A 17471-nucleotide genomic window follows, 5' to 3' on the forward strand; every position below is an offset into this window, starting at 1 on the left:
GCACGGTCTCCTTCTTCCACTTACTCGGCCGGCAGATCCGGCGCGGTCATCGCGTCGGATACTGGTTGCGGCGGACGCTTTCGAAAATACAGCGGCGCGAACGCCTCTTTCTGGTGCAGCTCGACCTCGCCTTCCCTGACCAGTTCCAGCGCTGCGGCAAAACTGGACGCAAAGACCGTGGACTTTTGCGAGGGATCGACGACGTAGTTGATGAGGTATTCGTCGAGGCGGCTCCAGTCCTCGGCCATTCCGATCAAGCGCTCCAGCGACGCCCTCGCCTCGGCGAGCGACCACACCGTGCGCTTGGCCAGATGCACCGTCGCCAGCACCCGCTGCTGGCGTTGCGCGGCATAGGCGGTGAGCAGGTCGAACAGCGTTGCGGTATATTTGGGATGCCGGATTTCGGCGATGGATTCCGGATTGCCGCGTGGAAAGATATCGCGCTGCAATTGCGGGCGGTTCATCAAGCGGTTGGAAGCTTCGCGAATGGCCTCCAGCCGGCGCAACCGGTTGGCCAGCGCCGTCGCCATTTCCTCGGCGCTTGGTCCGTCCGCGGTGACGGGTTCGGGCAGCAGCAGCCGCGATTTGAGAAACGCCAGCCAAGCCGCCATCACCAGATAGTCGGCGGCAAGCTCAAGCCGGATCTTCCGGGCGGCCTCGATGAATACCAGGTACTGATTCGCCAGCGCCAGGATGGAAATCTTGGCGAGATCGACCTTCTGCTGGCGCGCCAGCGCGAGCAACAGGTCAAGCGGGCCTTCATAGCCCTCGACGTCGACAACCAGCGAGGGCTCGTCGTCCGCGAGTTCGGCAGGCCGTCCGGTTTCAAATGACAGAATTTCCGCGGTCATGCGCCTGTTCCTGCCCTGCTCATCATCGCATCCAGTTCCGTCCGCGCCGCCCGCCGATCGAACGGCTGCGGCGCTCGACGCGACGCCAGCGCCCGCCTCGCCCGATCCAGCGCTTTCCCCGATAATTCCGGCGTCTCTGCGGCGACTTCACGCATCTCGTCGAACCTGCCGTTGCAATGGAGCACCACGTCGCAGCCGGCGGAAAAGATGGCCCGCGTCCGCTCGGCGATCGATCCCGCGAGCGCATTCATGGACACGTCATCACTCATCAACAAACCTTGGAACCCGATCACGCCGCGAATCACCCGTTCGATGATTGTCGCAGAAGTCGTGGCCGGATGGGCGGGGTCCAGCGCGCTAAACACAACATGTGCGGTCATCGCCATCGGCAGGTCCGAAAGCGGTTGAAACGCCGCAAAATCAGTCCGTTCCAGCTCCTTTTCGGGGGTGTCGACCGTTGGAAGTCCGAAATGGCTGTCCGCGGTCGCCCGCCCGTGCCCGGGAATATGCTTGAGCACGGGCAAAATGCCGCCCTGGTCCAGCCCGTCGGTTACCGCGCGGGCAATCGCCGCGACCTTCGCCGGCTCGGTTCCGTAGGCCCGGTTACCGATGACCGCATCGGCCCCCGCAACGGGCACATCCGCCAGCGGCAGGCAGTCCGCGTTTATTCCGAGATCTGCGAGGTCGGCGGCGATCAGCCGGGCGCTCAACCGCGCTGCCGCCAGACCGAGCGCTGGGTCCAGGTCGTAAAGCGCACCGAAGAGCGCCCCGGGCGGATAGACCGGCCAGTGCGGCGGCCCCAGACGCTGGACCCGGCCACCCTCCTGGTCGATCAGAACCGGGGCATCCGGGGCGTCCACGGATTTTCTCAATTGTTGAACTAATAGAGCGACCTGCTGCGGTGTTTCAATATTCCGTTTGAATAGAATAAATCCCCACGGCCGCTCTGAACCGATGAATTCGCGCTCAGCGGGGGTCAACTCCGGTCCGGATACACCTGTAATGAATGCGCGGCTTTGCATGCGGGCCGATTAGCCCGCTGGCGCCCCGGGGGTCAACAAGGGTCGAGGAAACCGCCGTTAATTCCTTTGGACGACGCACTGCCCGCCGGCGGACTTCAGGCTGCCGCAGAACTGCGAGGCCTCGTCGGGAGAGCCGAATGGACCGACCATGGCCCGGTAATAGATACCCTTCTCACCGAGGTCGGCACGCTTGATGACAGGCGCGCGAGATCCCAGCACGGCCGGGAACTTGCCTTGGAGCGCCCTGTAGGAAGCCTGAGCATCGGCCTCATTCTTCTGCGAGGAAACCTGCACCAGGTATCCGCCGCTGCCTCCGCCCCCACTCGGCGCGATTTGCGCGGGGGTGTTGGAGGCCACCCGGGTCGCAGGTTCCGCTGCCGGTTGAGCGGACTGCGGCGCGAGCGAGAGTGGCCCATTGGCGTTTGCATTGGCCGATGAAGGCGCGGCTCGCGGGGCAGCCGTTGGCGCCGGTGCGGCCGTCCGCGCAGCCGGGGTGGGCTTAGCGACCGCCGGCGGCGTGGCCCCTACCGGCATCGCTGCACCGTCGGGCTGGTCGCCCCGGACGGACAGGGTCCTGATCTTTCGCGGCTCGGGGTTGGATAGCGTGCCATTCCCGGCACTGGCCGGCGGCGTGGCACTTTGACCCACGATGGCCATCGATGGCGGACTGCCGTTCTGGTTCAGCGGCGGAAATACCACGCGGGGGCCCGACCTGGCATTGACGTCGACCGGGGTTTCTTCGCGCGGAACGATTTTCTCGGTGCCGTCGCCGCTCGACATGCGATCGGGGACCTTGGCGCTGCCATCGGCGGGAGCCGGAACGATCTTGGTCGGGCCAGCGTCAGCCCGGATGATGGGCGGCTCGCCGCTGCGAGCCGATCCCATGAAGGTGCGATAGGCAAAAGCCCCGCCGGTCCCCAGCACCGCTAGCGCGAGCACGACGACAACGGTGACCATGCCGCCACGGCGCTTGGGGACGATATCCTCCGCACCGTCGCTGTAGCCGTCCTGATCGTAGGCGTCGTCCGCGTAGACCGGATCGTGCTGAAAGGCTTCCGCGCCAGAATCGAGCTCGCCGTAGAGTGCATCATCGTAACGCGACGGATCCGGCTCATGACCGGCATCAGCGAACGACGGCGCGTGGATATCATCTGCCAAGGGCGCGGCATGGGTGGCGCCGTAGCGGTGCAGCGGATGCACGGCGGCGGGATAATCCGGCTGCGGCTCCGGCGCCTCCTGCCGGGCGGCGCGCTGCATCCATGATGGCGGGCTGGGTGCGGGAATCGGCTCGTCGTCGGTCCCATAATCAGCCTGCGGCGGCAGCTGATGCTGATCGCGCCGATCGCGCTCAACGTCCCGCGGCTGCAGCGGCAGATTGGCCCGTCCCATCGTCCCGAGCGGATCGGTCTGCCCGATCAGGCGCGCGAGCTCCGCCAGGGGATCGCTGTCCCGCCCGGCAGACGCGTGCTGCTCACCGCCGCGATCGTAGTCGTCTTCAGCGGGAAAAGGTCTATCCTGATATCGATCAGCCATCGTGATGATGCGTCCCCTTCGGGAAAGCCGCCAGCCCACTTCTACAAACGAACCGGCCGTTGCCGGATGCCGCTCACATAATCCCCCAGTGAGCGGTGCCTGTCTCCGTCAGCGCATCTCGTCCGGAGCATCGACGCCGAGAACGGCAAGCCCGGATGCCAACACCGAGACGACCCCCTGAACCAAAGCCAGCCGCGCCTTTGTAATCTCTGCATCATTATTGATAATGAAGCGTAAATAGGGCAAATCGCGTCCCCTCGTCCACAGCGCATGGAATTCGCTGGCGAGATCATAGAGGTAAAAGGCGATTCGGTGGGGCTCATGCGCGGATGCCGCCGCCTCGATGGTCCGGGGGTAGAGCGCCAGCCGCCGCAACAGGTCAAGTTCCGCAGGGTCGTTCAGGCGTTCGAGCGCCGCATCGGCCAGGAAGGCGGCCCGCGCACCGGCCTCTTCCGGCAAATCCGGGATCATCTCCCGCGCATTGCGGAACACCGAGTGGCCCCGGGCGTGGCCGTACTGGACGTAAAATACCGGGTTCTCACGCGACTGCTCGATCACCTTGGCGAGGTCGAAATCGAGCACCGCGTCGTTCTTGCGGTAGAGCATCATGAAGCGGACGGCATCCTTGCCGACCTCGTCGACCACTTCACGCAAGGTGACAAAGTCGCCCGACCGCTTCGACATCTTCACCGGCTCGCCATTGCGCAGAAGCTTGACCAGCTGCACGATCTTCACGTCCAGCGTGGCCTTGCCCGAGGTGACGGCCTTGATCGCTGCTTCCACGCGCTTGACATAGCCGCCGTGATCGGCGCCCCAGACATCGACGAGGTTGCGGAAGCCGCGCTCGAACTTGTCCCGGTGGTAGGCGATATCGGATGCGAAATAGGTATAGGAGCCATCGGACTTGATCAGCGGACGGTCGACATCGTCGCCAAACGCCGTGGCGCGAAACAGCGTCTGCTCGCGATCCTCATAATCCTCGATCGGCCCGCCCTTTGGGGGCGGCAAACTGCCCTCGTAAATATCGCCCTTGGCGCGAAGAAAATCGATGGTCCGGGCAACGCGGTTGTTGCCAGTTTCGATCAGCGACCTCTCGGAAAAAAACACGTCGTGCCTGATATTGAGCGCGGCGAGGTCGCCTTTAATCGCTTCCATCATCATCGCGATGGCTTTGGCGCGCACCGCCGGCAACCACCCGGCTTCCGGCATCGTCAACAGCTTGTCGCCATATTCGGCAACCAGCGTCTCTCCGACCGGTTTCAGATAGTCGCCGGGATAGAGCCCTTCGGGGATGTCGCCGATGCTCTGGCCGAGCGCCTCGCGGTAGCGCAGGAAGGCCGAGCGGGCGAGCACATCGACCTGCGCGCCGGCATCGTTGATGTAATATTCGCGGGAGACATCATAACCTGCGAACACCAGCAGGCTCGCCAGCGCATCGCCAAACACCGCGCCCCGGCAATGCCCGACATGCATCGGCCCGGTCGGATTGGCCGAGACATATTCGACATTGACCTTCTCGGCCGCACCGATCGCGCTTTGCCCGTACGAATGGCCCTCACCTAACACGGTGCGCAGCGTGTCGGCCCAGACCGATACCTTCAGGGTGAGATTAATGAAGCCGGGACCGGCGACATCGGCGGAGGCAATCAAATCGTCCGTCCGCAGCCTGACCGCAATCTGTTCGGCAAGATCGCGCGGTTTCTTTCCGGCTTCCTTGGCGAGCACCATCGCGGCGTTGGTCGCCATGTCGCCATGGGACGGGTCCTTTGGCGGCTCGACGACCACGCGCGACAGATCGGCGCCAGCGCCAAGCTCCGCCGCGCAGACGGCGTGCACGCGCGTCAGCACGTTGGCGAAGAGATGTTGCGTCGAGGGTTTGCCGGCCATGGCCGCCGCCTAACGCAAATCCGGGGTCGAGTCAAAAAGCCGCTGATGCTCGGTCAGCGCGAAGCGATCGGTCATCCCGGCGATGAAGTTGCCGATCCGCCGTGCCCGCTCGGTTTCGGTCTCGCTGTGGTCGCCGCCCGGCGGCAGCCATTCCGCCGGCAGATCGCCGGGATGGTTGTGGTAGCGCGCGAACAGGTCGAACAGGATCTGCTCTGCGTCCCCCATCACCCGCATCACCCGCGAATGCCGGTACATTCTTAGCTTCAGGAATGCCTTGATTCCGGCTTCCGCCTGCGCCACCTCGGCTGGAAAGGCGATCAGCACTTCGCCATGGTTGCGAACATCGTCGACGCCCGTCGGCCGCGCCAGCTCCAGACGCCGGCGCGCTTCCGAGACCACCGCCCCGATCAGATGGGAAATCAGCTCGCGCACCAGTTCCGCGCCGCGCCTGCTGTCGTCCAGACCAGGATAGCGCCTGGCGATTTCGGCGATCATGTCAGCGGCAATCGGGATGACCCTGAGATCGTCGACATCGAACAGGCCGGCGCGCAGGCCATCGTCGATGTCGTGGGCATCGTAGGCAATGTCGTCGGCGATCGCGGCGACCTGCGCCTCCAGCGACGCAAAGCTCCACAATTCCAGGTCGTATGTCCGGACGTAGTCGGAAACGCCGACCGGAACGCCGCGGTCGCGATAACGACCGACCGCCGCGCCGTTGCGCGCGGTCAGCGGGCCATTGTGCTTGACGATGCCCTCCAGCGATTCCCAGGTCAGGTTGAGCCCGTCGAAATCGGGATAGCGATGCTCCAGCGAGGTGACAACGCGCAAGGTCTGCGCATTGTGATCGAAGCCGCCATGGGCTTGCAGACAGGCATCCAGCGCCCGCTCGCCGGCGTGGCCGAACGGGGGATGGCCGAGGTCGTGGGCGAGCGCCAGCGTCTCGGTCAAATCCTCGTCGAGGCCGAGCTGCCGGGCCAGCGCGCGGGCGATCTGTGCCACTTCCAGTGAGTGGGTGAGCCGGGTGCGGTAATGATCGCCCTCATGGAACACGAAAACCTGGGTTTTGTACTTCAGGCGGCGAAAGGCAGTGGAATGAATCACCCGGTCGCAATCGCGCCGGAACGGGCTGCGGGTCTTGCTCGGCGGTTCCGCGAACAGCCGCCCGCGGCTGCGCTCGGGGTCGCAGGCATAGGCCGAGCGAGGAGCAGCCATTCCGACCGACACGGTTATTTATCTCCTGAATGTTTGATTCCGCTGTCCGGCGCACTTAACTATGCTGGGCGCGGGATACCAGATAATTTGGGCCAGGCGCCCGCGACCGGAGACTTTGACATGACCGCAGCCGTCACCATCAGCGAGCGGGCAGCCCGCCGCATCGGCGAAATCCTTAAAGTCGAGGGCGGCGGCGCCATGCTTCGGATCAGCGTCGAGGGCGGCGGCTGCTCCGGTTTCCAGTACAAATTCGACGTCGATCATGCACGGACCGAGGACGATCTGGTAATCGCGCGCGACAGCGCCGTGGTGCTCGTCGATCCGGCCTCGGTGCCGTTTCTCGCCGGCTCGGAGGTCGATTTCGTCGACGACCTGATCGGCGCGTCGTTCCGGGTGGTCAATCCCAACGCGACGGCCTCCTGCGGCTGCGGCACCAGTTTCTCAATCTGAGAGATCACTATTCCTGATGCGTATTGCCACCTGGAACGTCAATTCGGTCCGCCAGCGGATCGACCATCTGTTGACTTGGCTGAAGGACTGCTCGCCGGACATCGTCTGCCTGCAGGAGATCAAATGCGTCGATGAGGCGTTTCCGCGGCTGGAGATCGAGGCGCTCGGCTATAACGTCGTCACCCACGGCCAGAAGACCTTCAATGGCGTTGCGTTGCTGTCCAAGCTGCCGTTCGACGAAACCAAGTCGGGCCTCGCCGGCGACGATGACGACGCTCATGCCCGCTTCCTGGAAGGGGTGGTCACGCTAAGGCATGGCGTGCTCCGGATCGCCTGCCTTTATTTGCCCAACGGCAATCCGCCGGAAACAGAGAAATATCCCTACAAACTCAAATGGATGTCTCGGCTTCTTGAGTATTCAAGAGAAAGACTTAAGACCGAAGAACCGCTGGTATTGGCTGGCGACTTCAACGTCATCCCAAAGGCGGAAGACGTCCACAATCCGGCGGCCTGGGTCAACGACGCCCTGTTCCGCCCGGCCACCCGCGAGAGCTTTCAATCGCTGCTCGGCCTCGGCCTGACGGATGCGCTCCGGGCCGTCACCGACGCCCCCGGCCAATACACCTTCTGGGATTATCAGGCGGGCGCCTGGCAGAAGAACCAGGGCTTGCGGATCGATCATCTGCTGCTGTCGCCGCAGGCCAGTGACCGGCTCATCGATGCCGGGATCGACAGCTATGTGCGCGCCTGGGAGAAACCGTCGGATCACGTGCCGGTCTGGATCGATCTCGACCTCGATGCGGCCTGAGCCCGTCCCCTCTTTCGCAGGCAGCGCGAGGGATCAGTCCTTGCGGGATCAGTCCTTGCGACCCTGCACCCAGTGCTCGAGCATCTGCAGCGCCATCGCACGGTCGTCATCGGACGCTTTGGCGATCGCTTTGCTGTAGCTGTCCTTGATCCAGGTCTCATCCGGCGCGGCGCTGTCCCGTGCCAGCGTCAGCCACATCAGTCCACGGGCGGCCTGGCGCGGCAGCTGGTCACCATTGAACAACATCTGACCCAGCATGGCCTGCGCCTGGTGCTGGCCCTTCTGGGCGGCAAGGCCGAGCCAGCGCGCCCCATAGCGGAAGTCATCGCGCGACGATCCGGCGCTCTTCAGATAGAGCCGGGCCAGATCATATTGGGCGTCCGCGTTGCCGAAATACGAGGCCGCGTAGGAAAACATCTCCCGCGCCCGCTCCGGATCGGATTTGATCTTCGAATTCGGAATGCCGCTGAGATAATACCGCCCGAGCGCCACGAAGGCATTGGCGACGATCGCCGCCTGCGGCGCCGAAGGGCTGTCTTCCGCATGGGCATTGGCAATGCGGCTGAAATACTCGAACGCGCGCAGATCGTCCTGCGCGACGCCATCGCCGTCGGCGTACATCCGCCCCAGTTTCCACTGAGCGATGGGATGACCGCCTTCGGCGGCGTATTGCAACGAGGTCAGCGAGGTCTCGGGCGCGGATTGGGGAACGGCCTTCTTCAAGGCGGCAGCGGCGCCCCCCGACTGGGCCGAAACGACCGGAATCGCGGTATCCTGATTGACCGGCGCTCCGTCGAAGGCGAATCCCTGCGTGGCCACCGGCGTGGCCCCTAAAATCAACGCAAAAATGATACGCTCAGATATCCGCATAACAGAGTTTCTCGTGCGCCCCGCCCGGATGGGTTACGGCGCCATCCACCGCCGGCCCAACCTGCTGGGCGTATTTCCACAATGCACCTGATGTATGGTTAGTCGCGCGCGGCTGCCATTTGGTCTTGCGCTCGGCCAACTCCGCCTCGGTCAACTTTACGTTAAGAGTCCCGATATTGGCGTCGATTTCGATGATGTCGCCGTCCCGCAGCAGCGCGATCGGCCCGCCGACCGCCGCTTCCGGTCCGACATGGCCGATGCAGAAGCCCCGGGTCGCGCCGGAGAACCGACCGTCGGTGATGAGGGCAATCTTGCCGCCCATGCCCTGCCCGGTCAGCGCCGCCGTGGTCGACAGCATTTCGCGCATCCCGGGACCGCCGCGCGGCCCTTCATAGCGGATCACGATGACCTCGCCCTCTTTGTAGGTCTTCTTCCGCACCGCCTCGAAGGCATCCTCTTCGCGATCGAAGCAGCGGGCGGGACCGGTAAATTTCAAGTTCGACATGCCCGCGACCTTCACGATCGCGCCCTCGGGCGCGAGATTTCCCTTCAGGCCGACCACACCGCCGGTGACGGTGATCGGCCTGTCAGCGGGCCGCACCACGTCCTGGTGCGGATTCCATTTCACGCTCTTGAGGTTCTCGGCGATCGTTCGGCCCGTGACTGTCAGACAGTCACCGTGCAAGTGGCCATTGTCGAGCAGCGTCTTCATCAGAAGCGGTATGCCACCAGCTTCAAACATGTCTTTGGCGACATAACGACCGCCTGGTTTCAAATCCGCGACATAGGGTGTCTTTTTGAAGATTTCCGCGACGTCGAAAAGGTTGAACTTGATACCGCATTCGTGGGCAATCGCCGGAAGATGCAGCGCAGCATTGGTCGAACCGCCGGAAGCGGCCACCACAGCGGCCGCATTCTCCAGCGCGCGACGCGTGACAATGTCCCGCGGCCGGATGTTCAGGGCAATCAACTCCATGACCTTTTCGCCCGCGGTCATGCAAAACGCGTCGCGAATTTCATAAGGCGCAGGCGCGCCGGCCGAATAGGGCAACGCCAGCCCGATAGCTTCCGATACCGTCGCCATGGTGTTGGCGGTGAATTGTGCGCCGCACGCGCCGGCTGACGGGCAAGCCACTCGCTCGATTTCATCGAGATCGGCGTCCGACATCTCGCCGACCGAATGCTTGCCGACGGCCTCGAACATGTCCTGCACCGTAACCTGCTGGCCGCGGAAATTGCCGGGCAGGATTGAGCCGCCATAGATGAAGATCGAGGGCACATTGAGCCGGACCATCGCCATCATCATGCCCGGCAGCGACTTGTCACAGCCGGCCAGACCCACCAGCGCATCATAGGCATGGCCGCGGATGGTCAATTCGACGGAATCGGCGATGCATTCGCGCGACGGCAGCGACGAGCGCATGCCGTCATGGCCCATGGCGATACCGTCGGTGACGGTGATGGTGCAGAATTCGCGCGGAGTGCCGCCGGCGGAGGCAACCCCCTTCTTGACGGCCTGCGCCTGGCGCATCAGCGAAATATTGCAGGGCGCAGCCTCATTCCAGCAAGACGCCACGCCAACGAAGGGCTGGTGGATCTGCTGGGTGGTCAAGCCCATGGCATAAAGATACGAGCGATGAGGCGCCCGCTCCGGGCCCTCCGTCACGTGACGGCTCGGCAGTCTCTTCTTGATGCTGGTCTTGGCGTCCATCGCGAACCTGTTTCCCCAGCCATCCCTTTTGGAACCCGGGAAATCCCAATTTCCCATCGTCTTCGCGAGCGCCGTGGCCTTCAGCCTACGAAGAAATCATTTCATGGAGGGGTGTGGCTAAAAAGCGGCGCAGACAAGAGCGGGCTGATATGAGGGTTAAATGTTCGGCAACTGTTGCACCCAAGCCACAATCGTTGCCGCAGAGCAACCCTTTCCCGCAAAGCAAAAGGCCGGTCGCACCGCGACCGGCCCCTTCGCTTGGCGGGGACGAGGGATATCAGCGACCAGCAGGCGCCGAATATCCACCGCTATAGCGGTACCCCTCCGACTGCGCTGCATCATAAGCGGGCGCCACATAGGCATTGCTGTCGCGGACGGCGGCACGGTGATGGACCCTGCCCTGCTGAGGCTCGGAGGCGGCGGCGAACTGCACCGCGGACAAGACAAGCAGTGCGGAACCCGCGATCGTCAGAATCGACTTCTTCATTCTTCTTCTCCCTTGAATAGTCGCGGTGCAAGGCCCGGCGCCTCACGTTCCCCGCTGTGTTCGAGAGAGATATGGACGGACGACGACGATTATTACTGGGTTTGGAATCACGAAGCAGCGAGCAAATTCTTTGTTCAAAAAATTTTTCGGCTAGATATTCATCACTGCCGCTACCAGCGTGCTCGGGGGCCGAGAACACGCGGTTACGATCATCTAAATATTCAGCACCCGACCATAGGCGTCCAACACCGCTTCCTTCATCATCTCCGACAGCGTCGGATGCGGGAACACGGTGTGCATCAATTCTTCTTCCGTGGTCTCGAGATTCATCGCGACCACATAGCCCTGGATCAGCTCGGTGACTTCGGCGCCGATCATGTGCGCGCCGAGCAACTGGCCGGTCTTCTTATCGAAGATCACCTTTACCAACCCCTGATCCTCGCCAAGCGCGATCGCCTTGCCGTTGCCGACGAACGGGAAACGTCCGACGCGAATCTCGCGGCCGCCCTCTTTCGCTCGCGCCTCCGTCAGACCGACGGAAGCGATCTGCGGGTTGCAATAGGTGCAGCCGGGAATGAGATTCTTGTCCATCGCATGCGGGTGAAGACCCTTGATGGCCTCGACGCACACCACGCCTTCGTGCTCGGCCTTGTGCGCGAGCATCGGGGGACCGGCGACGTCACCGATGGCATAGATGCCGGGCACGCTGGTCTTGCCGTAGCCGTCGATCACCACGCAGCCGCGCTCGGTTTTGACGCCGAGCTTTTCCAGCCCGAGATTTTCGATGTTGCCGACCACGCCGACCGCCGAAATCACCCGGTCGAATTCAACCGTCTGCGGCTTCTTGCCGTCATCGATGGTGGCGACCACGCTGTCGCTCTTCTTCTCGAGCTTTGTCACCTTGGTGTTGGTGAGGATCTTGATGCCCTGCTTTTCGAAGCGCTTGCGGGCCAGGCCCGCGATCTCGGCGTCCTCGACGGGGAGGATCTGCGGCAGTACCTCGACCACGGTCACGTCAGCGCCCATGGTGTGGAAGAACGATGCGAATTCGATGCCGATCGCGCCGGAGCCTACGACCAATAGCGACTTCGGCATTTTTTCCGGCACCATGGCCTCGAAATAGGTCCAGACCAGCTTCTTGTCGGGCTCAAGCCCCGGCAGCACGCGCGGCCGCGCGCCGGTCGCAAGAATGATATGCTTGGCCTGGTAAGCCCCCTCGCCCAGCGCGCCCTTCGGCGCCTCGACCGCGGATTTTTTCACCGTGATCTTGCCGGGCGCATCGATGACGGCCTCGCCCCAGATCACCGTCACCTTGTTCTTCTTCATCAGAAAGCCGACGCCGTCATTGAGGCGTTTGGAGACGCCGCGCGAGCGCTGCACCACGGCTTTCGCGTCGAACGAGACGTTCTCCGCGGAAAGCCCGTAATCTTTCGCGTGCTGCATGTAGTGGTAGATTTCCGCCGAGCGCAGCAGCGCCTTGGTCGGGATGCAGCCCCAGTTCAGGCAAATACCGCCGAGATAGGATTTCTCGACAATCGCGGTCTTGAAGCCGAGCTGCGCGGCGCGAATGGCGGTAACGTAACCGCCGGGGCCGGAGCCGATGATGATGATGTCGAAGGATGTATCGGCCATGAAGGCTCCCGTCTAACTCAAAGTCGATGTGATGCGTGCACGACGATTGATGATGAACTTTCTTGTCCGCCATTCCAGCGCGACAACCAAAACCATGATCGCCATTCCGGTCAGCGCGATTGGTCTCCAGATGTTCCGCGACAGCGCTTCACCGGAGAAGAACGCGGCATAGATCACGTCGAGGCCGAGGGGATTGAGCGCAGCGATCGCCGCGAGCAGCATCGATATCCAGGGCCATCGCGTCCGAACATTCAACGTCGCCCCCAAACGGCTTGGCTTGCATCACACCATCATCATGACCGGATTTTCGATCAGCATCTTGAACGCGCCGATCAGCTCAGCCCCGAGCGCACCATCGACCGCGCGGTGATCGCACGACAGCGTCACGCTCATGATGTGCGCCGCCTCGATTTTGCCGTTGCGGACTACCGCGCGCTCTTCACTGGTGCCGACCGCAAGTATCGTCGCGTGCGGCGGGTTGATCACGGCGGTGAAATCCTTGATGCCGTACATGCCGAGATTGGAGACGGCCGTGGTGCCGCCCTGATACTCCTCCGGCTTGAGCTTGCGGGCCCGCGCGCGCGCCGCAAAATCCTTCATCTGGCCTGAAATCGTCGACAGCGATTTGGTTTCCGCGCTGCGAATGATCGGCGTGATCAGGCCGCCCGGCATTGCCACCGCTACCCCGATATCGGAATGCTTGTGCTTGAGCATGCCAGCTTCGGTCCAGCTCACATTGCAATCGGGTATCCGCTGCAGCGCAATCGCCATCGCCTTGATGACGAAATCGTTGACCGAGAGCTTGTAGAGCGGCTTCTTCTCCTTGTCCTTCGGCGCCGTGGCGTTGATCTCCTCGCGCGCGGCGAGCAGTTTGCCGATATCGCAGTCCATCGTCAGATAGAAATGCGGCACGGTCTGCACCGAGGCGGTGAGCCTCTGGGCAATCGTGCGTCGCATGCCGTCGTGCGGTACGACTTCGTAGCTGCCGGGTTCGAACAGCGCCAGAATCTGCTTGTCCGACATCGAGGGCGCGAACGCCGGCGCGCCGGCCGGTGTTGCGGCAGGCGCTTTCAGCCCCTTGCCGGACCTGGCTTCCTCGACATCGCGCGCGATGACGCGGCCGTGCGGGCCCGATCCGTTGATGCGCGCAAGCTCGATGCCGGCTTCTTTGGCGAGACGCCGGGCGAGCGGCGATGAGAAGGTCCGCGCGTGACCGTTGGTCTGTGGGACTGCTGCCGCCTGTGGCGCTGGGCCTGTCGGCTCCGCTGCCGGAATCTTTGCCGCCGGAGCCGGCGCGGCGGCAGGCGCCGGTGCGGCGGCAGCGGCCTTCGGCGGCGCACTCGTGGCGCCTGCGCCGGCCGCCTTGACGTCCTCGCCGTCGCCGGCGAGCACCGCGATCACGTCATTGACCGCGACGTCCTGGGTGCCCTCGGGTACCAGGATTTTCGCGATCGTGCCCTCGTCGACCGCCTCGACCTCCATGGTCGCCTTGTCGGTCTCGATTTCCGCGATCACGTCGCCGGACTTGACCTTGTCGCCCTCTTTCTTGAGCCACTTGGCAAGGTTGCCCTTCTCCATGGTCGGCGACAACGCGGGCATCAGAATGTTGATGGGCATACTGACCTCACAGGATATTCTTGCTCGTTGTCTTCCATTTGCTGGAAAGCCAACCAAAGACCGTTTGGGTGTCACCGCCACCCGATGAAAGATCGACGACCCGCGTCAATTGCCGATGTCGCCCTGCCAGAGGCGCTCGTTGGCGGGAACCGATCGCCATGATTTCATCATGTTGACCGATCGCTCGTCCGCAAGATCGATATAGGGAATGCCAAACTGCGTCAGGATGTCCTTGCTGCCGGGGAAGGTTACGGACTCGCCGATCACAAGAAGCGAAAGCTTGAACAACCCGATCGCGCCCGCGCACATCGAACAGGGCGACAGCGTCGTGTACATCACGGTGTCATGAAACGGGATCACCCCGGCGTTGCGCATGCATGACATCTCGCCGTGAAGAATGACGTTCTGCTCCTGCACCCGGCGGTTATGACCGCGCGCGATGATTTTCGTGTCACGCGTCAGCACCGCGCCGATCGGCAGTCCGCCCTCGGCGATGCTGATCTCCGCCTCGCGAATGGCTTCAGCCATGAAATCGAAATGATAGGCTTCAATGGTCACAGTCAGTGCCCCTGTCCCGACCGCGGCGCAGTGCTGCCCATATCGGTCGGCCGCGCGAGTTCAGCTTCGAACATGTCGATGATACGCCTCAACGCTTCTTCCTCGCTATAGGCGCTCTCGCGCGCATAGGCGCGCGAAGCATGACGCGCGACGTCGACCAGCAGCAGGCCCCACATATCCGGCTCCTCGAACGCGCGCGCGAACGCGATGGAAAGTCCGCCATCGACCACGAAGGCGCGCAACACCTCCGTGGCATCATCGCGGCCTATCACGTCGGGCGGCAACGGCTGCTCGCTGGGACCGGCCATGCGTCACCGATAACAGACGGCCTTGGCGGCCGCGACCACCTCGGCCACCGAGGGCAATGCGAGCTTTTCCAGATTGGCGGCATAGGGCATCGGCACATCCTTGCCCGACACCCGCGCCACCGGCGCATCGAGATAGTCGAATGCGTGCTCCATGATCCTGGCGGCGACCTCGGCGCCGACGCCGTTTTGCTGCCAACCTTCCTCTACCGTGACGGCGCGGCCGGTCTTCTTCACCGAAGCGACGACGGTGTCGGTATCCAGCGGGCGCAGCGTCCGCAGATCGACGATCTCGGCCTCGATGCCTTCCTTGGCCAATTCGTCGGCGGCCTTCAGCGCGTAGGACATGCCATTCGACCAGGAGATGATGGTGACGTGAGCGCCGGAGCGCACGATCCGCGCCTTGCCGATCGGGATCACATAGTCGTCGAGCTTCGGCACCTCGCCGGAATGGCCATAGAGCATTTCATTTTCGAGAAAGATCACCGGATTGGGATCGCGGATTGCGGCCTTCAACAGCCCCTTGTAGTCGGCGGCCGAAAACGGCGCGACCACCTTGAGGCCGGGAATCTGCGAATACCAGGCGGAGTAATCCTGGCTGTGCTGGGCAGCGACCCGCGCGGCCGCGCCGTTCGGGCCGCGGAATACGATCGAGCACCCCATCTGCCCGCCGGACATATAGAGCGTCTTCGCCGCGGAGTTGATGATCTGGTCCATCGCCTGCATGGCGAAGTTGAAGGTCATGAACTCGACGATCGGCTTTAGGCCAGCCATCGCCGCGCCGACGCCGATGCCGGCAAAGCCATGCTCGGTGATCGGCGTATCGATCACGCGCCTGGCGCCGAACTCCTGCAGCAGACCCTGGCTGACCTTGTAGGCGCCCTGATATTCCGCGACCTCTTCGCCCATCAGGAATACATCGGGATCCCTGCGCATTTCCTCGGCCATTGCATCGCGCAGGGCATCGCGGATGGTCATGGTCACCATCTCGGTGCCCGCGGGCACTTCGGGATCGGGTTCGGCGGCGGCTTTGGGGGCTGCGGGAGCTGGAGATTCGTCTTTCGGTACAGGCGTAGATTTAGCCTCGGCGGCGGGCGGCGCCGACTCCGCGGCTTTCTCCTGTTTCGCCGGCGCGACTGGCTTGCCGAGATCGGAGGCGCTCTCGCCATCGGCCAAAATGGTCGCGATCGGCGTATTGACCGCGACGTCGGCGGTGCCTTCGGGGATCAGTATCTTGCCAAGCGTGCCTTCATCGGTGGCCTCGACTTCCATGGTCGCCTTGTCGGTCTCGATCTCGGCGATCACGTCGCCCGACTTGATCGCCTCGCCTTCCTTCTTCAGCCATTTGGAAAGGTTGCCCTTCTCCATGGTCGGCGAGAGCGCGGGCATCAGTACTTGAATTGGCATATCAGCTCCGGAAATTCACTCTTTAAGCTGCGTACCCTGCGGGATAAGCGTTTCGCGCGTTCAACGATAGACGTCGGTCCACAATTCGGCGGCATCGGGTTCGGGATCGTGCTGCGCGAAGTCGGCAGCGGCATTGACGATCTCCCGCACCTCGGCGTCGATGGCCTTCAATTCCTGCTCGCTCATGTCAGCGGCAAGCAGGCGATTGCGAACCTGCTCGATCGGATCCTGGTCGTGACGGACCTTCTCCACTTCCTCACGGGTGCGGTATTTCGCCGGGTCCGACATCGAATGCCCGCGGTAGCGATAGGTCTGCATTTCCAGGATGAAGGGGCCTTTGCCGGCGCGGCACCAGGCCACGGCCTTGTCGGCCGCGGCTTTCACCGCGCGAACGTCCATGCCGTCGACCTGCTCGCCGGGAATATTGAAGGAGATGCCGCGCTTGGAAAAATCGGTCTGGGCGGAGGAGCGCGTCACCGAAGTGCCCATCGCGTAGCGGTTGTTCTCGATGATGTAGATCACCGGAAGCTTCCACAGCTCGGCCATGTTGAAGCTTTCATAGACCTGGCCCTGGTTCGAGGCGCCGTCGCCGAAATAGGCCAGGCTGACAAAATCGTTACCCCGATAGCGATTGGCGAAGGCGAGCCCGGTACCGAGCGAAACCTGGGCACCGACGATGCCGTGGCCACCGAAGAAATTCTTCTCCTTGCTGAACATGTGCATGGAGCCGCCCTTGCCCTTGGAATAGCCGCCATGGCGACCGGTCAATTCGGCCATCACGCCTTTGGCTTCCATCCCACAGGCCAGCATATGCCCGTGGTCGCGGTACCCGGTTATGACCTGATCACCTTCTTTCAGGGCCATCTGCATGCCGATGACGACGGCTTCCTGGCCGATGTAAAGGTGGCAGAAGCCGCCGATCGCCCCCATTCCATAGAGCTGGCCGGCCTTTTCCTCGAACCGCCGGATCAGCAGCATGTCGCGCAGCGCGGCTAGTTCCTGTTCCCTGGTGAAGTCCGGGGGGCTGTCGGCACCGTTTCCCTTTTCGTGAGCGGTTTCCTTCGCGACGATTTTCTTGGGGGCAGCCATGGCATTTCCGGATCAGAGAACGAATAGCTCTC

At 63.0% G+C, this 17471-nt stretch carries 17 protein-coding genes; 2 read left to right on the top strand and 15 right to left on the bottom strand.

Annotated features, from left to right (window positions below; all coding sequences use genetic code 11):
• Positions 1 to 20 precede the first annotated feature (20 nt).
• From E8A46_RS08650 to E8A46_RS08670, 5 genes are all read right to left on the bottom strand, one after another.
• Positions 21 to 851: a ScpA family protein gene (locus tag E8A46_RS08650; protein WP_291559460.1), complete on the bottom strand. Its 831-nt coding sequence runs from the start codon at positions 849 to 851 to the stop codon at positions 21 to 23.
• Entirely contained in the window at positions 848 to 1873 is a 1026-nt protein-coding gene (gene nagZ, locus E8A46_RS08655; protein WP_291559462.1) for a beta-N-acetylhexosaminidase, read from the bottom strand. The genes E8A46_RS08650 and nagZ overlap by 4 nt, the downstream gene beginning before the upstream one ends.
• A 57-nt stretch (positions 1874 to 1930) precedes the next feature.
• Positions 1931 to 3406 carry an SPOR domain-containing protein gene (locus E8A46_RS08660; RefSeq protein WP_291559464.1) on the bottom strand — a complete coding sequence of 492 codons (1476 nt, stop codon included), beginning with the start codon at positions 3404 to 3406 and terminating at the stop codon, positions 1931 to 1933.
• A 108-nt stretch (positions 3407 to 3514) separates the two neighbouring features.
• The gene (gene argS, locus E8A46_RS08665; RefSeq protein WP_291559466.1) at positions 3515 to 5293 is read right to left on the bottom strand and encodes an arginine--tRNA ligase; all 1779 of its coding nucleotides are present in this window, start codon (positions 5291 to 5293) and stop codon (positions 3515 to 3517) included.
• 9 nt (positions 5294 to 5302) lie between these two features.
• Entirely contained in the window at positions 5303 to 6517 is a 1215-nt protein-coding gene (locus E8A46_RS08670; RefSeq protein ID WP_291559468.1) for a deoxyguanosinetriphosphate triphosphohydrolase, read from the bottom strand.
• Between the two features lie 108 nt (positions 6518 to 6625).
• Here E8A46_RS08670 and erpA point away from each other — a divergent pair, with 108 nt between their 5' ends.
• Positions 6626 to 6955, top strand: coding sequence for an iron-sulfur cluster insertion protein ErpA (erpA, locus tag E8A46_RS08675; RefSeq protein ID WP_291559470.1), 330 nt, complete (start codon positions 6626 to 6628; stop codon positions 6953 to 6955).
• Between the two features lie 16 nt (positions 6956 to 6971).
• Entirely contained in the window at positions 6972 to 7763 is a 792-nt protein-coding gene (gene xth / locus E8A46_RS08680) for an exodeoxyribonuclease III (protein WP_291559472.1), read from the top strand.
• A 48-nt stretch (positions 7764 to 7811) separates the two neighbouring features.
• On the opposite strand, the gene E8A46_RS08685 is transcribed toward xth, so the two are convergent.
• The 10 genes from E8A46_RS08685 to pdhA all read right to left on the bottom strand — a co-directional run bounded on the left by E8A46_RS08685 (position 7812) and on the right by pdhA (position 17439).
• The gene (locus E8A46_RS08685; protein ID WP_291559474.1) at positions 7812 to 8633 is read right to left on the bottom strand and encodes a tetratricopeptide repeat protein; all 822 of its coding nucleotides are present in this window, start codon (positions 8631 to 8633) and stop codon (positions 7812 to 7814) included.
• Positions 8620 to 10344: a dihydroxy-acid dehydratase gene (gene ilvD / locus E8A46_RS08690; RefSeq protein ID WP_291559476.1), complete on the bottom strand. Its 1725-nt coding sequence runs from the start codon at positions 10342 to 10344 to the stop codon at positions 8620 to 8622. The genes E8A46_RS08685 and ilvD overlap by 14 nt, the downstream gene beginning before the upstream one ends.
• Before the next feature lie 277 nt (positions 10345 to 10621).
• A complete protein-coding gene (locus E8A46_RS08695) occupies positions 10622 to 10831 on the bottom strand; it encodes a hypothetical protein (RefSeq protein WP_291559478.1) in 210 nt (69 codons plus the stop codon).
• Positions 10832 to 11044: 213 nt separating this feature from the next.
• Positions 11045 to 12463 carry a dihydrolipoyl dehydrogenase gene (gene lpdA, locus E8A46_RS08700; protein WP_291559480.1) on the bottom strand — a complete coding sequence of 473 codons (1419 nt, stop codon included), beginning with the start codon at positions 12461 to 12463 and terminating at the stop codon, positions 11045 to 11047.
• A gap of 12 nt (positions 12464 to 12475) precedes the next feature.
• Positions 12476 to 12685, bottom strand: a complete 210-nt coding sequence (locus E8A46_RS08705; RefSeq protein WP_291559482.1) for a hypothetical protein — start codon at positions 12683 to 12685, stop codon at positions 12476 to 12478.
• Positions 12686 to 12745: 60 nt separating this feature from the next.
• A complete protein-coding gene (locus tag E8A46_RS08710) occupies positions 12746 to 14080 on the bottom strand; it encodes a pyruvate dehydrogenase complex dihydrolipoamide acetyltransferase (RefSeq protein ID WP_291559484.1) in 1335 nt (444 codons plus the stop codon).
• Between the two features lie 105 nt (positions 14081 to 14185).
• Positions 14186 to 14638 (bottom strand): nucleoside deaminase, encoded by a 453-nt coding sequence (locus tag E8A46_RS08715; RefSeq protein WP_291559486.1) that lies wholly within the window; start codon positions 14636 to 14638, stop codon positions 14186 to 14188.
• A 2-nt stretch (positions 14639 to 14640) separates the two neighbouring features.
• Complete coding sequence (locus E8A46_RS08720) at positions 14641 to 14946, bottom strand: DUF5076 domain-containing protein (protein WP_291559487.1); 306 nt, start codon at positions 14944 to 14946, stop codon at positions 14641 to 14643.
• A gap of 3 nt (positions 14947 to 14949) precedes the next feature.
• Positions 14950 to 16350 carry a pyruvate dehydrogenase complex E1 component subunit beta gene (locus tag E8A46_RS08725; protein WP_291559489.1) on the bottom strand — a complete coding sequence of 467 codons (1401 nt, stop codon included), beginning with the start codon at positions 16348 to 16350 and terminating at the stop codon, positions 14950 to 14952.
• Positions 16351 to 16410: 60 nt separating this feature from the next.
• Entirely contained in the window at positions 16411 to 17439 is a 1029-nt protein-coding gene (gene pdhA / locus E8A46_RS08730; RefSeq protein ID WP_291559491.1) for a pyruvate dehydrogenase (acetyl-transferring) E1 component subunit alpha, read from the bottom strand.
• Positions 17440 to 17471: the final 32 nt, after the last annotated feature.

The sequence above is a fragment of the Bradyrhizobium sp. genome (genome assembly GCF_004799445.1).
GTDB lineage: Bacteria > Pseudomonadota > Alphaproteobacteria > Rhizobiales > Xanthobacteraceae > Bradyrhizobium.